A 13,850-nucleotide genomic window follows, 5' to 3' on the forward strand; every position below is an offset into this window, starting at 1 on the left:
ATCAACTTTCATTCAATCAATTAAGTATCGAGACTGAACAATAGAACACAGATACATATTAGAAAAATACAAAACAAATTCGAGCTACTCTAGACAGGTTTTCGGGAAGATTCTCGTTTGCAATTTTCAAAATAAAATCTTATCTTAGCAATAGTCGTTTTGTAAAAAATAATTGTGGAAGATTGTTCCCCTATTAATAACCTCTTATAATTTCTAGCTATAAGGCATTATAAGAATCAAAAACGTTATTTCACCTCGTATTAATTGTATCTTATCCAATTATAACCATTATGGAACAAGACTTTGAAGACCGTCATGAAGATGTTCTCCAATCGGTAAAACGTTTTGAATCTATGTTAAAACGTGCCGAGAGCTCTTTTTTCGACTTAGATACTTTTGAGCAAATTGTAGAGCATTATATGGAGGAAGGAAAATTCGAAGAGGCTTCTCAAGCTTGCGAAATCGCACTTGAGCAGTATCCTTATTCGGTTGAGTTGATGCTATGCAAAGCCGAACTCAGTTCCAGCCTTGGTGAGTATGATGAAGCACTAGAAATTTTGGCTCGTGCAGAGTTGTTTAATCCATCTGACAACGATATTACTTTTTTAAAAGGAACCATTTACAGCCTCAAAGGCGACTATCAAGCGGCTATTGCAACCTTGACAGAAACCCTCGAAAACGCTGAAGATAAAGATGAGGTATTTTATCATATTGGCTTAGCATACCAAAGTTGGGAACGCCATCACAATGCGGTAGCGGCTTTCAAACAGGCAATTGAAGTAAACCCCAACAATGAAAATGCCCTGTATGAGCTGGCCAATAGCTTGGAGATAACGGGTAAGCTAGAAGAAAGTCTTCCTTACTACGAAAGTTTTATCGACAATGATCCTTATTCACAAAATGCTTGGTATAATATCGGTATTGCCTATTCTAAATTAGGACGATTTGAAGAGGCAGCTAATGCCTATGAATATGCCGTGGCCATTCAAGACGATTTTGCTTCGGCTTATTTCAATCTGGGAAATGCCTACATGAATTTGACGAATTGGACCAAGGCAGAAGAATGTTATCGCTATTGTTTAGAGCATGAAGATAAAAGTCCAGAAGTATATTGTTGTTTAGGAGCAAGTATCGAGCGCCAAGAGCGCTTTGATGAGGCAATGCATTATTACAAGGACGCCATCAAATTAGACCCTCTTTGGGATGATGGTTACTTCGGCGTTGGTATTTGTTTGTGTGAAAAAAAGAAATGGTTTGAAGCCATTCATTTTCTTAAAAAAGCCCTTGAACTTAATAAACACAATACCTATTACTGGCTCGCATTAGCCGATGCAGAGGCCAATTTGGGCAGTTTGGTTTCGGCTTTAGAAGCCTACCAAAAAGCGGCTGAGTTAGACCCTCAAAATACCGAAGCATGGATTAAATGGTCGGTATTGAACCATGAACAAGGAAATTATGACGATGCTGCCAACTTGATGTTGAGTGCTATCGACGAATTACCAGAAGAATCCGAATTGTACTATCGTGCTTCGATTTATTTGATTAAGGCAGGAAAATATAGAGAGGCTTTTAATTACTTGGAAACAGGATTGATTCTCAATTTTGATGGTCATGAAATCATGTTTGAATATTTCAAAAATTTAGAAACTCAAAAAGCGATTTATCGAATTATTGAGCAATATCAGAAAAAGTAAAAATCTTTTGTAACAAAAAATCCCCAAAGTCAGACTTTGGGGATTTTTTGTTTTGGTTAACCAACGATTAACAAAACTCTTCGAATACCATTTCAAGGTGAGCGGCAATCATCTCAGCCGAACGACCTTCGATGTGGTGACGCTCAACAAAATGAACTAAATCACCATCTTTGAAAAGCGCAATCGATGGAGATGATGGAGCGTAAGGCAAAGAGTACTCACGTACTTTTGCAGTAGCATCTTGGTCAACACCAGCGAAAACAGTAAACAAATGATCTGGTTTCTTAGCCGAATTCCAAACCGCTTCTTTCACGCCTGGACGAGCAGTACGAGCAGAACAACCACAAACTGAGTTGATAAACACCAAAGTAGTGCCTTTTTCTGTCATTACTGAATCTACTTCACTTGCTGATTTCAATTCTTTGAAACCACCTTCTACGATATCAGCTCTCATTGGAGCCACTAAATGTTCTGGATACATAATTACTTATAAACAAATTTAAAAATTTGGAATTTCTTTAATATAAACGTAATTGAGCAATAATCAATAGGCTTATCGCCTATTGCCTACAGCCATCGACTACATAAACCCTAACTCAAGTTTTGCCACTTCGGACATCATATCTTGTGAATATGGTGGGTCAAAAGTAAGCTCAACACTTACGTCAGAAACACCCTCAATTTCTCTAACTTTTTGCTCAATTTCAACAGGAATTTGCTCTGCTGATGGGCAAGAAGGCGAAGTCAAGGTCATGAGAATGTATATGTTATTTACTGGAAAAACCTTGATGTCATAAATCAAACCCAATTCATATACATCTACAGGAATTTCGGGGTCATATACCTTTTTAAGCGCCCCAATAACTTCTTCTTTTAATTCTTCCTCAGTCATTGTTTTGTAAAAAACTTGTTAAGTGGTTTATAAAAAGATAGTAATGTCTTTTCTTAACAATGCTTACTTGAGTTGGTAAGCAATTGCGTAATTCTTCATTTGTTTTACCATCGAAACCAAACCGTTTGAACGAGTTTGAGCTAAATGCTGACTCATACCAATTTGGTCAATGAAGTAAAGTTCTGATTCAGCGATTTCTTTTGGAGAATGCCCTGATAATACTCTAATCAACATACTTACCAATCCTTTTACAATTACGGCTTCAGAATCGGCTTCGAATATCAAATTGTCTCCTTCTTTGTGGGCATTAAGCCACACCTGACTTTGACAACCTTTGATAATATTATCTTCAGTTTTTTGATCTTGGGGTAAGCCTTTTAGCTTTTTGCCCATATCAATAATGTACTCGTATTTATCTGCCCAGTCATCAAAAAGTGCGAACTCTTCGATGATTTCGTCTTGAATTTCGTTAATAGTCATTAGTGTCTATTTCAATGAGTGAATTTTGAGTAAGCAAAAGTAGATATTTCTATCAGTTTGTTCTTTTACTTTTTGTTCACTTTGTAAAACTTACAATATTAAGCAAGCATTTTCTTCACACGGTGAAGACCAGCGATTAAACGATCAACTTCCTCAATTGTATTATAAACCGCAAAAGAGGCTCTTGTAGTTCCAAAAATATTAAAACGTTTCATCAAAGGTTGTGTACAGTGGTGACCTGTACGTACTGCAACTCCCAAATTGTCTAACAAAACGCCAATATCTTGTGGGTGAATCCCCTCAATCACAAAACTAGCAACCGAAACTTTATTTTTAGCCTCGCCAATTATTCTTAAACCTTCGATTTGTAATAATTGCTCAGTAGCATATTGCAAAAGCATATCTTCATGAGCCGCAATTTTATCACGACCGATTGAGTCCATGTATTCCAATGCAGCTTTGAGTGCTACTACATCAGCGATATTTGGTGTACCTGCTTCGAATTTGTAAGGAAGTTCGTTGTAGGTAGTTTTTTCAAAAGTCACTTCTTTAATCATCTCACCACCACCCATATAAGGAGGCATGGCTTCTAGTAAGGCTTTTTTGCCGTACAAAGCACCAACGCCTGTTGGTCCGTACAATTTATGTGCTGAAAACGCATAAAAATCTGCGTCTAAATCTTGCACATCAATGTCTAAGTGAGAAGTTGCCTGTGCACCATCAATCATCACAACTGCTCCTACTGCATGTGCTTTGGCTATGATTTCTTTCACTGGGTTAATCGTTCCCAAGGCGTTTGATACATGGTTTACCGAAACCAATTTTACTTTTTCAGAAAGTAATTGGTCGTATACCTCTATGTCCAACTCGCCAAGATCGTTTACTGGAATTACTTTGAGCGTAATACCTTTCTCTTCACAAAGCATTTGCCAAGGTACGATATTCGAATGGTGCTCTAGTCCTGAGATAATGATTTCGTCACCTTCTTTGATAAACTTACGTCCGTAAGTACTCGCTACTAAATTGATACCATTGGTAGTACCAGAAGTAAAGATAATTTCTTCGGTCGAAGCGGCTCCCAAAAATTTACGTACTGCTTCACGTGTAGCTTCAAAATCACGCGTAGCACGTTCGGCCAAAGTGTGAATCCCACGGTGAATATTGGCATTATCAAATTCATAATAATGCTTCAGTGCATTGATAACCGCGACAGGCTTTTGAGTAGTGGCCGCATTATCAAAATACACTAATTTTTTCCCATTGATTTCTTGATCTAGTACAGGAAAGTCTGCTCTGATTTTTTGAATATCTACAATTTCGGTGAGTGTCATGGCAGTTACGTGTTTTTGGGAAGTTCTACAATAAAATGGTGGCTAGCAATTCTAAATTTCTTTTGAAGATACAAACGATGTGCATCGTGGCGCTGATGACCCGAATCAAGATGAATGGCGTCACAGCCTAGTTCGATAGCATACTGTTTGATAAAATCTAAGAGCTGACTGGCTCGACCTTTTCCACGCGCTTGGGGCAATGTACTGAGGTCGTCGATATAGATAATTTTGCCAGCATAAAACAGATTCATACATCTGAATCCTACGGCTGACCAAATTTCTTGATTTGGTTCTTCGACAAAAGCGATTTGATAGGACTCCTTTTGCATTTGCTCATACATTTCCACAAAACGCTCTACAGTAAGATGTGGTCGTAGCTCGTGTATTACGGGAAAGCATCGAAGCAAATCTTCATGTGATTGAACCAGTTTGATTTGCATAGTACCTAAAAAAGTAGGAGTTATGAATTAGTGCTGAATGATGAGTTGTGAATTGTGAATGTAAAATTTTAATTATCAATATCTTACATTTTCAATTGATTAAATCATGTTTGACATGACTACCTTTTTAAGTAACTAATAACCAACCACTTGCCTCAAAATTGCATTAATTTTGTACCACTACTTAAAATAAATATGTCGGGTAATAAGCTTTGAAATATGAATGTAGAGTTTGTGAATTATGAATAAAAATCTTTAATCATAGATAATTAAAAACTTACATTTACAACTCATAATTCAACACTCACACCTACTTAATACCCGACACGGTTTTGATTTTTCTTTAAGATCAATCTTACGCTTGATATATTTTTTCAACAATAAGTCCTTCCAAGTATTCTTTAATAGCTGGAATTTCCATTTTGTCGATTACTTCTTGTGCAAATGCTAACATCAACAAAGCACGAGCAGCATCTTTAGAGATACCACGCGCTTGCATATAGAACAAAGCATCATCGTTTAATTGACCAGTTGTTGTTCCGTGTGAACACTTCACGTCATCTGCCCAAATTTCCAACTGAGGCTTCGTATTCATCGTCGCATCGTTTGAAATCAACACGTTTTTGCAAGACTGGAAGGCATTTGTTTTTTGCGCATCCTGTCTTACATAGATTTTACCGTTGAATACCCCCGTTGACTTATCTTTCAAGATACCTTTATATAATTCGTTTGAGTTCGAATTAGGTTTGGCATGATCAACAGCTGTGTGGTTATCTACGTGTTGTTTTCCGTTTGGAATGTACAAACCAAACATGTTAGCTTCGGCATATTCACCATCAATTTTGATATTGAGGTTGTTACGCACAAAACCACCATTTGCAGTTACGGTGTTTGCCGTAAATACCGAACGACCTTCTTGATAAACAGCAGTTGTACCGATGTTATAAGATTGGTCTGTTTCGTTTTGTACTTTGTAATAATGAACGTTTGCTTCTTCTGCTACGTAAACTTCGGTAACAGCATTAGTAAAGGATACATTTTCACCAAAAGAACGAAACGCTTCAGCTACTTTTACCTCAGCACGTTTGCCAGCTACAATCAAGTTACGAGGTTGCGCCGCTACGTTAGTTTCACGAGCATCAGCAATAAAACGCAAGATGATAGGTTGTTCTACTACTTTTTTCTCTGGTACATAAATAAATACACCATTTTTAGCAAAAGCAGTATTTACAGCTGTAAAAGCATTATCAGCTGAATCGGCATATTGGTTGAAATATTTTTCAATCACATCAGCATGCGACTTGATCGCCTCCGCCAATGGAAGAATCACCACCTCGTCTGTAGGGCTTACAATGGTACTTAAAGCTTCGTTGTAAACACCGTTGATAAAATACAAAATATTGCCATCCAAATTTGGAATAGCCATTTGCTCTACATCAGCAGCACTAAAGTCGGAAGGGGCATTAAACGCAAACGATTGGTTTACCAAGTTTTTAACGTTAGAATACTTCCATTCTTCATGCTTGATTGTTGGGAAACCCAATTGATCGAAGGTTTGCAAAGCCTGCTGACGTACCAAATGAATCGGGCTTTTGGCCTCGCCATTCATTTTGCCCTCAGCATCTTTAAAGTCAGCAATTAATTGTGCCTTCAAATCAGTATTACTATTCATTTTGTTCGATGATTTGATAATTGGTAGATTGTTACTTTACTACCTTTGAGTAAAACGCCTCAAAGATTACCGAAAATTAAGCGCTTACTTCAGCAGCGTCAACTTCAGCTTTAATCCAATCGTAACCTCTTTCTTCAAGTTCAAGAGCTAATTCTTTTGTACCTGATTTTACGATTCTACCTTTATATAATACGTGTACGTAGTCTGGAACGATATAGTCCAACAAACGTTGGTAGTGAGTTACTACGATAGTTGCGTTGTCTGGTGATTTCAATTTGTTTACACCTTCTGCCACAATACGAAGCGCATCGATATCCAAACCTGAGTCAGTTTCGTCAAGGATTGCCAATTTCGGCTCTAATACTGCCATTTGGAAAATCTCATTACGTTTTTTCTCACCACCAGAGAAACCTTCGTTCAACGCACGGTTCAACAAAGACTGGTCGATGTTTACGTAAGACATTTTTTGTTTGAACATTTTCAAAAACTGAACAGCATCTAATGGCTCTTCGCCACGGTATTTTCTGATTTCGTTTACCGCAGTTTTCAAAAAGTTGGTAGTCGAAACACCTGGGATTTCGACAGGATATTGAAATGCAAGGAAGATACCTTCAGCAGCGCGTTCTTCTGGAGCCAATTCCAAAAGGTCTTTGCCAAAGAAATCTACCGAACCTCCTGTAACTTCATAATCTTCGCGACCTGCCAAAACAGAAGCTAAAGTACTTTTACCCGAACCGTTTGGTCCCATGATAGCGTGAACTTCACCAGCTTTAACTTCTAAATTGATTCCTTTCAGAATTTCTTTTTCACCAATTTTGGCTTGTAAGTTATTTATCTTTAACATTTTCTTGGTAGTGATATTTGACCTATGACAAACGTTGTAGGATTGGCCTCCTCAATCAAAACTTACTGATTATCATTTGAAAGTACACTTTCATCTGTCAGGAGACAACACCTATTTAATTTAGGCACAAAATTAATTATTGGATTTTTCAAATACTATACTTTATTTAGAACAACTCTAAACAAATTGAAAAAGTTTATATTTATCCACATTTTTCTCAAAAAAAATGACGAAAGTCAGTGATTTTTTTTTTGGATTTTTTAAGACTGGCTTTGGGCGGGGGGTGAGTAACACAGGCACAGAGGCTCGAAGGGGCAAAGGGACAGAGGCACAAAGGCACAAAGTGAATGTATTGTTCTCTCAAGCAAACTTTGTGCCTGTTACCACTAAAAAACACTCTGTGCCTTTGTGCCCGTTCACTTTGCCCCTATCTAAAACCCTTTGTGCCCGTTCACTTTGCCCCTATCTAAAACCCTTTGTGCCTGTTCACTTTGCCCCTATTTACTCCACCACCACTTTTGTCCTATCCACAGGTATTCCACCGAGGCGATAGTCGAGGATATAAATTCCTTGTGGAAATTGTCGATTCAATGGTACCTGATATTCTCCCACAGATTGATTTTGGTTGACTACCTCATGTACTTTTTTTCCTGACAAATCATAAAGATAGATTTCTACTTGCCCCCTTGTCATAACTTCATATCTAACCTGACTGTTTGAAACTGCTGGGTTTGGGAAAATGGTTAGACTTCTTTTAGGTTCAAAAAACTCTTCAATACCTAAAACTAGCGACTTACTTTGAAACTGCCCATCGAGCCACAAACATCTCGAACGAATCCAATCTTTCATAAAATTTAATTCATCCTGAAAAGTCGTACCAACGTAATAGTTAGGCCAAACTTTTGTTCCTAAAACCCCTGGCCATCTCTTAAAATTACGTGCTACCGCAGGAGCTATAATCGTAGCCGTTGAGTCAATCCATTGATTGATACGTTCTGTAGCCAAAATTGTTTTGCGAAGTTCACCCCAACGGTTTGATGCTTTGGTTCTAAAATCTTCATCTTGCACGAGCTTCGACCACCAAAAAGGAGATAGATAAATGTCGCCAGTGGGAGAAGCCAAAGCGTTGATTTGGTATTGCCAACCTGTAGTTTTGTATCCTTCATAATAATCAGCATTGCCATAAGCCAAGTTGTAATCCCAAGCTGGACCCATTTTTAGGCGAGCATCTTTACTATCTTTATCCTTATAGAAATACGTACTGAGTCGATAACCATCGATATTTTTGGTAAGTTCGGTCAGAATAAAGTAGTCTACAAAAGAATCCATATCTATCATATTTCGCCAAGCGGCGTCTTTTTCGAGTGCAGTATTGGCGTAAAGTTCTTTTTCAAAAGTTGTCATCCAGCCTTTGATATAAGTCAACTGTTTGGAGGTCAAATCGGCATATTTGGGATATTCTACCTGAAAAAGTACACTTGGCGTCCCAATCGTATTTTTCCAAGACCAAGCAGGAGAACCGTTGACTTTATCAATTTTAAGAATATACCCACCCGTAAGCGCATCGCCAGTGCTATCGGTGGTTTTAATGCTAGAAATATTGACACGATTTTTATCTCTTTTGATTTTTTCCATGACTAAATACAAACCATCGTACCGACCATTCAATGTGATTTCGCAATAGCGTGTGCGGGTAGCGTATCTTCCCATACGATTCGAAATATCATAGGTTAGGGCATCTCGCATAAAGGTTTTGTCATTATAACTCGCATTGAGTACCCAATCTGATTCTTCAGGCATTCCTAAAAAAGCTATCTTCTGGCTTTTTCCAGTTGTATCTGCCCAAAGTTCAAAGCCATAAGGTTTCTTTGGAAAAAAATCTTTGGAGGTAGAACCTCTCAACTCTATACCCAAATAACCATTGTAGCCTGTGGGCGTATCATTAGGTGTATTCACCCGTCCGTTGCCATTATTGATGAGTTGTAAAGTCCCCAAAATCTTAGGTTCATCGGGAATGGTAGCACCATTTTTAGTGGTGATTTTTAAGATGGGCAAATTCGATTGGTCGAGGGTTTGAGCGGGACTAAAATGATGACATAATATACCAATGAAGGTTAGAAACAATAATTTTTTCATAGTTTGAATAGAATAGTTATTCGCAAATATAGTCAATATTTTGACCGAATAGTGATAATCTATCCTGAGATAAAATTCTCTATTAAAGCTATTTATTAGTGGAATAAAGTCAACTTTCTTAGGCAAAAACCAGTTTAATCTTTAACAAAAACCACTTTTTTTATTTTTATTAAAATTAAAGATGCTATAACATTTGTATTTAACTAAAAAAACAAGCTAAATTTAAAGCCAAACTTTTACCCTAGTGTTGAACTTTATCTATGAACTATTTAACTGACGAGCAAGTTGTACAGCTTGCTCCAGACGCTTCTTCTTTAAAAGCAGGACGAGACTTGTCTCAAGAACGCAAATGGCTCAATTTCCAATCCAATGAAAGGGTCTTGTGGGGAGAGCTTCAAGGGAGTGGCAAAAATCCCTATCAAACTCAAGTTGACCTAAACAATACTGCCTTCAAATGCTCATGTCCGAGTAGAAAATTTCCTTGTAAACATGGTTTGGGACTTTTGTTTTTAGTAGCACAAAAAGAAGGACAAATTCCTTCAACCATCGAGGAACCTTTATGGGTTAGCGATTGGATGAATAAAAGAAGTGCTAAAACCCATAAAGTAGAAGAGCCCACTGAAGCCATATCGCCAGAAACCATTGCGGCTCAAGCAGAAAAACAAGCTCAAGCCAAAGCCAAACGACAAGAAGAACGCTATTTGAAGGTTCAAAATGGTATTGCAGAATTAGAACTTTGGCTCAAAGATCTTGTTCAGGCAGGGCTATTGACGATTCCTCAAAAAGGCATACCCTATTTTGAACGCATGGCTGCCCGATTGGTTGACTCGCAAGCTACTGGGTTAGCAGGATTGGTCAAGTCTTTTAATAAGCTAGATTTCGTTAAAAATGACGATTGGCAAAAGAAAGCATTAGAGATTATCTCCAAAATATACTTACTCATTGAATCCTTCAATCGCTTAGATCAACTTCCTCCGCTAGTTCAGGAGGAAGTAAAAGCAAGAATTGGTTGGAATATCCAAACCAAGGATTTATTAGATCGAGAGGATATCGACACTATCAAAGATCACTGGTTAGTTTTAGGTCGACAAACCACTATCGAAGAGGGACTCACAATGCAGAAAAATTGGCTTTGGGGACTTAAAAGTCAGAAAAAAGCTCTAGTACTCAATTTTTCGTTTGGCGGCATGGCGATTGAAACGCCTATTTTGCCTGGCACAATCGCGCATGCAAATTTGGCTTTTTATCCTAGTCATACTCCCTTAAGAGCTACCGTCAAAGACTATATCTCGACTGTAGATTATCTCCCTGAGGCTATCTCTGGAAGCAATTCTTGGGACGATGTTCATACTAAAGCGGTAGATATTTTAGCACAAAATCCTTGGATAGACACCGTTCCTATGTTGATAGAGCAAGTACGTGTCGTATTTCATCAAGGCAAATACTATCTACAGGATGCAAATGAGACCATCGTGATGATTGATGCAGCCGTAAATCAAGAGCAAATCTGGAAACTGTTGGCCATCACAGGTGGCAATGCAGTATCTCTTATGGTGCTATATCAGTTTGATTCTGTTATACCATTGGGCATCGTTCAAAATTATGACTATCTATTATTGGACTAGCTTTCCTATTTTGAACATTGCTTATAAAAATCAACCTTCGACCAACCATATTCTGCTATTCATATGATGTATTGGAGTCACCTAAAAAAAACGGCTTTACTGGGTACAACCAAAATGCCATTACAGCTTGAGCCATTACCCGAACCTATTCGAAAAGCGCTAGCTAATGAAAAAAACACGGAGGATATCTTCCTGAAAGCCTCTAGCATGACGCTTTTGTATGAAAAAGCTGGCACCATGCACGAGAAAGTCACTTTCCCTACTCAGGCTTTTTCTGACACAGAAACATTCGAGTATTGTTCCAAGAATATCCATGCCATCTGGAAAGGTTTTTTAAATGAAGAAAAGGTTAATCCTTATTTGGTAGAGTATTTACTGCTCCAATGTACGCAACATCAGTTGATTGTTCAGGACACCTTAATTGTGCCAATATTGAATAAATTTTTCTCAAAATTCAGATCAAAACTACATCCTATTATTGGTAAAAAAGGTCTTTGGCTTACACAATTTAATCCTGACTGGAAAGATAGAGTTCTGGTTGATGATGTTTGGACAGAAGGGAAACCCTCTGCTCGAAAATTATATTTTAGTAACTTAAGAAAAGAAAAGCCCCAAGAAGGCTTGGCGCTTTTGGACGCTTCATGGAGTTCGGAAACGGGAAAAGACCTTAAAGATTTTCTGAATGAACTCATTCATCATTTATCTAGTCAAGACCTTGATTTTTTGGACAAAGTGTACGAAGAGCTAGCGCAAATCAAAAAGCCAAAAGATATTACTTCAGACACACTTAAGATAATCCTTCGCTTAAAGCTAGGCATTTATGGATGCGACTGGGCCAATAAGGTAGCAGCTCTTATCAAGCCATTACTTCCCAAATACTTGGAATCTAATGAGAAGAGCAAAGAAGTAGCTGAATTCTGGGAAGAAACCAAGATAAGAGAAAACTTAGGATTAGAGTCTGTAAGTCCCTTCAGAGGTGTTTCTGATGAACTTTACTGGATTTCTGAAACCTTAACCTACTTACATCCACAATACCTGATCGACTATTTTGACAATGATATACAAAAGCTTGTTCAAAAGTTTGTCGAGAAACCTGAATCAATATTGCTCAACTCTTTTACCAAAAGCCTGAAGCTAGCAACACCTGAGCAAATTGATATTTTCTTATCAAATTCTGATTTTTCGAAATACGATTGGCTTGATTTAGTTCAATTTCTAAGCTTGGAAAGACAAGAGGCACTTCTGATGAAGAGTGATGCTATTAACCTTAACATACTCAAGGATTTTGTCTTATTAAATCCGCATCAAGCGTATTCTACAAAATTTTCAAAATTCATTTTATCAGTCTTAGCTTCGGTGATTATTCATCCTCAAAACTATTACACATTGATGTATGAATATGATTTGATGAATGCTTTGGGGAGATGTCTTTCGACTCAGCTACTCAAACAACTTGACAATTATCCAGAACCAATTCAAACTGATGCACATAAAAACATGTGGACGCGCTCGGTGGTAGCTCCACTGAAATCTTCTTTGTATTATAAGGAGATGATTCAATCAGAATTTATACAAAAACTTTAGCTTGTAACAACTCCAAATAAATAGCTCAGTAAACAAGCTTTACACAAACCTTCAACACCATGAACGTATTACGTCAACACGCAGAAGAGCAATTTGCTCATGAATTAGAAGAAATTAGTAAACAAGATAAAAATACTCGTCCGACCAGTTGGAATCTTTCGCCTCAGGCCGTCGTGCAATATTTAATGGGAGGAAAATTACCAAACGGCTTTGAAGTTTCACCCAAATACATCGGTAATCGTCGCTTGATGGAAATTGCCGTAGCCACACTTACCACCGACCGCGCGCTACTATTATATGGTTTGCCTGGTACTGCTAAGTCATGGGTAGCAGAGCATTTGGCGGCAGCTATTTCAGGAAATTCGACATTGCTCGTTCAAGGTACCGCTGGGACTAGTGAAGAGGCAATTCGTTATGGCTGGAATTATGCCAAGTTGTTAGCGGAAGGGCCAAGCGAAAATGCCTTGGTAACCACACCCATGATGCAGGCGATGCGTACAGGAAAAATCGCCAGAATTGAGGAATTAACACGTATCACGGCTGATGTTCAGGACACTTTAATTACCATTTTATCAGAAAAAATGCTCCCAATTCCAGAGCTAAACATGGAAGTCCAAGCGGTAAGAGGATTTAATGTCATTGCCACTGCCAACAACCGTGACAAAGGAGTAAACGAATTATCTGGTGCCCTAAAACGTCGTTTTAACACAGTGATTTTACCTGTTCCTGAAACTATGAAGGAAGAAGTAGAAATTGTACAACATCGTGTATCTAGTTTACAAAAAGCCTTAGAACTTCCTGCGGAAGCTCCTGCTTTAAAAGAAATTCAAAGAATTGTAACCATTTTCCGTGAGTTGCGCGCTGGGGTAACAGCCGACGGCAAAACCAAAATCAAAACGCCATCAAGTACCATGAGTACCGCCGAAGCCATTTCGGTAGTAAATAATGGTTTAGCCTTGGCTGCTCACTTTGGCGATGGTCGTCTCAATGCCGAAGATTTAGCCGCTGGTTTGGTTGGAGCAGTAGTAAAAGACCCCATTCAAGATAAAGTCGTTTGGAATGAATACCTAGAAACAGTCATCAAAACACGAGAAGACTGGAAAGATGTGTATCGTGCTTGTAAAGAGATTGTATTGTAGAAATTAAATAAGA

Annotated in this window: 12 protein-coding genes; 4 read left to right on the forward strand and 8 right to left on the reverse strand. The window is 38.1% G+C overall.

What is annotated here, in order from left to right; translation table 11 throughout:
* The first annotated feature begins 290 nt into the window (after positions 1-290).
* Entirely contained in the window at positions 291-1,694 is a 1,404-nt protein-coding gene (locus QM524_RS07525) for a tetratricopeptide repeat protein (RefSeq protein ID WP_283344104.1), read from the forward strand.
* A 67-nt stretch (positions 1,695-1,761) separates the two neighbouring features.
* On the opposite strand, the gene QM524_RS07530 is transcribed toward QM524_RS07525, so the two are convergent.
* From QM524_RS07530 to QM524_RS07565, 8 genes are all read right to left on the reverse strand, one after another.
* A complete protein-coding gene (locus QM524_RS07530) occupies positions 1,762-2,175 on the reverse strand; it encodes a BrxA/BrxB family bacilliredoxin (RefSeq protein WP_095160369.1) in 414 nt (137 codons plus the stop codon).
* A 99-nt stretch (positions 2,176-2,274) separates the two neighbouring features.
* Positions 2,275-2,586 (reverse strand): DUF59 domain-containing protein, encoded by a 312-nt coding sequence (locus QM524_RS07535; protein WP_095160368.1) that lies wholly within the window; start codon positions 2,584-2,586, stop codon positions 2,275-2,277.
* Positions 2,587-2,649: 63 nt separating this feature from the next.
* Positions 2,650-3,066: a SufE family protein gene (locus QM524_RS07540; RefSeq protein WP_095160367.1), complete on the reverse strand. Its 417-nt coding sequence runs from the start codon at positions 3,064-3,066 to the stop codon at positions 2,650-2,652.
* A 98-nt stretch (positions 3,067-3,164) separates the two neighbouring features.
* On the reverse strand, positions 3,165-4,397 hold the full coding sequence (locus tag QM524_RS07545) for a cysteine desulfurase (RefSeq protein ID WP_283344105.1): 1,233 nt from the start codon (positions 4,395-4,397) through the stop codon (positions 3,165-3,167).
* 5 nt (positions 4,398-4,402) lie between these two features.
* Entirely contained in the window at positions 4,403-4,837 is a 435-nt protein-coding gene (locus QM524_RS07550) for a GNAT family N-acetyltransferase (RefSeq protein WP_095160365.1), read from the reverse strand.
* Positions 4,838-5,192: 355 nt separating this feature from the next.
* Entirely contained in the window at positions 5,193-6,509 is a 1,317-nt protein-coding gene (sufD, locus tag QM524_RS07555; protein WP_283344106.1) for a Fe-S cluster assembly protein SufD, read from the reverse strand.
* Between the two features lie 76 nt (positions 6,510-6,585).
* Entirely contained in the window at positions 6,586-7,353 is a 768-nt protein-coding gene (sufC, locus tag QM524_RS07560; protein ID WP_283344107.1) for a Fe-S cluster assembly ATPase SufC, read from the reverse strand.
* A gap of 501 nt (positions 7,354-7,854) precedes the next feature.
* On the reverse strand, positions 7,855-9,489 hold the full coding sequence (locus QM524_RS07565) for a CotH kinase family protein (RefSeq protein ID WP_283344108.1): 1,635 nt from the start codon (positions 9,487-9,489) through the stop codon (positions 7,855-7,857).
* A gap of 260 nt (positions 9,490-9,749) precedes the next feature.
* Here QM524_RS07565 and QM524_RS07570 point away from each other — a divergent pair, with 260 nt between their 5' ends.
* From QM524_RS07570 to QM524_RS07580, 3 genes are all read left to right on the forward strand, one after another.
* A complete protein-coding gene (locus QM524_RS07570; RefSeq protein WP_283344109.1) occupies positions 9,750-11,114 on the forward strand; it encodes an SWIM zinc finger family protein in 1,365 nt (454 codons plus the stop codon).
* A gap of 66 nt (positions 11,115-11,180) precedes the next feature.
* Positions 11,181-12,698, forward strand: a complete 1,518-nt coding sequence (locus QM524_RS07575; RefSeq protein WP_449757796.1) for a DUF5691 domain-containing protein — start codon at positions 11,181-11,183, stop codon at positions 12,696-12,698.
* A 59-nt stretch (positions 12,699-12,757) separates the two neighbouring features.
* Positions 12,758-13,837, forward strand: coding sequence for an ATP-binding protein (locus QM524_RS07580; protein WP_166579876.1), 1,080 nt, complete (start codon positions 12,758-12,760; stop codon positions 13,835-13,837).
* Positions 13,838-13,850 lie beyond the last annotated feature (13 nt).

It is taken from the genome of Flectobacillus roseus (genome assembly GCF_030056595.1).
In the GTDB taxonomy this organism is placed as follows: Bacteria; Bacteroidota; Bacteroidia; order Cytophagales; family Spirosomataceae; genus Flectobacillus; species Flectobacillus roseus.

What these genes read in the sequence shown, in the direction of transcription:
- QM524_RS07530 (WP_095160369.1), bottom strand. Translation starts at nt 2,175, where the DNA reads ATGTATCCAGAACATTTAGTGGCTCCAATGAGAGCTGATATCGTAGAA.
- sufD (WP_283344106.1), bottom strand. Translation starts at nt 6,509, where the DNA reads ATGAATAGTAATACTGATTTGAAGGCACAATTAATTGCTGACTTTAAA.
- QM524_RS07570 (WP_283344109.1), top strand. Translation starts at nt 9,750, where the DNA reads ATGAACTATTTAACTGACGAGCAAGTTGTACAGCTTGCTCCAGACGCT.
- sufC (WP_283344107.1), bottom strand. Translation starts at nt 7,353, where the DNA reads ATGTTAAAGATAAATAACTTACAAGCCAAAATTGGTGAAAAAGAAATT.
- QM524_RS07575 (WP_449757796.1), top strand. Translation starts at nt 11,181, where the DNA reads ATGTATTGGAGTCACCTAAAAAAAACGGCTTTACTGGGTACAACCAAA.
- QM524_RS07545 (WP_283344105.1), bottom strand. Translation starts at nt 4,397, where the DNA reads ATGACACTCACCGAAATTGTAGATATTCAAAAAATCAGAGCAGACTTT.
- QM524_RS07525 (WP_283344104.1), top strand. Translation starts at nt 291, where the DNA reads ATGGAACAAGACTTTGAAGACCGTCATGAAGATGTTCTCCAATCGGTA.
- QM524_RS07565 (WP_283344108.1), bottom strand. Translation starts at nt 9,489, where the DNA reads ATGAAAAAATTATTGTTTCTAACCTTCATTGGTATATTATGTCATCAT.
- QM524_RS07550 (WP_095160365.1), bottom strand. Translation starts at nt 4,837, where the DNA reads ATGCAAATCAAACTGGTTCAATCACATGAAGATTTGCTTCGATGCTTT.
- QM524_RS07535 (WP_095160368.1), bottom strand. Translation starts at nt 2,586, where the DNA reads ATGACTGAGGAAGAATTAAAAGAAGAAGTTATTGGGGCGCTTAAAAAG.
- QM524_RS07580 (WP_166579876.1), top strand. Translation starts at nt 12,758, where the DNA reads ATGAACGTATTACGTCAACACGCAGAAGAGCAATTTGCTCATGAATTA.
- QM524_RS07540 (WP_095160367.1), bottom strand. Translation starts at nt 3,066, where the DNA reads ATGACTATTAACGAAATTCAAGACGAAATCATCGAAGAGTTCGCACTT.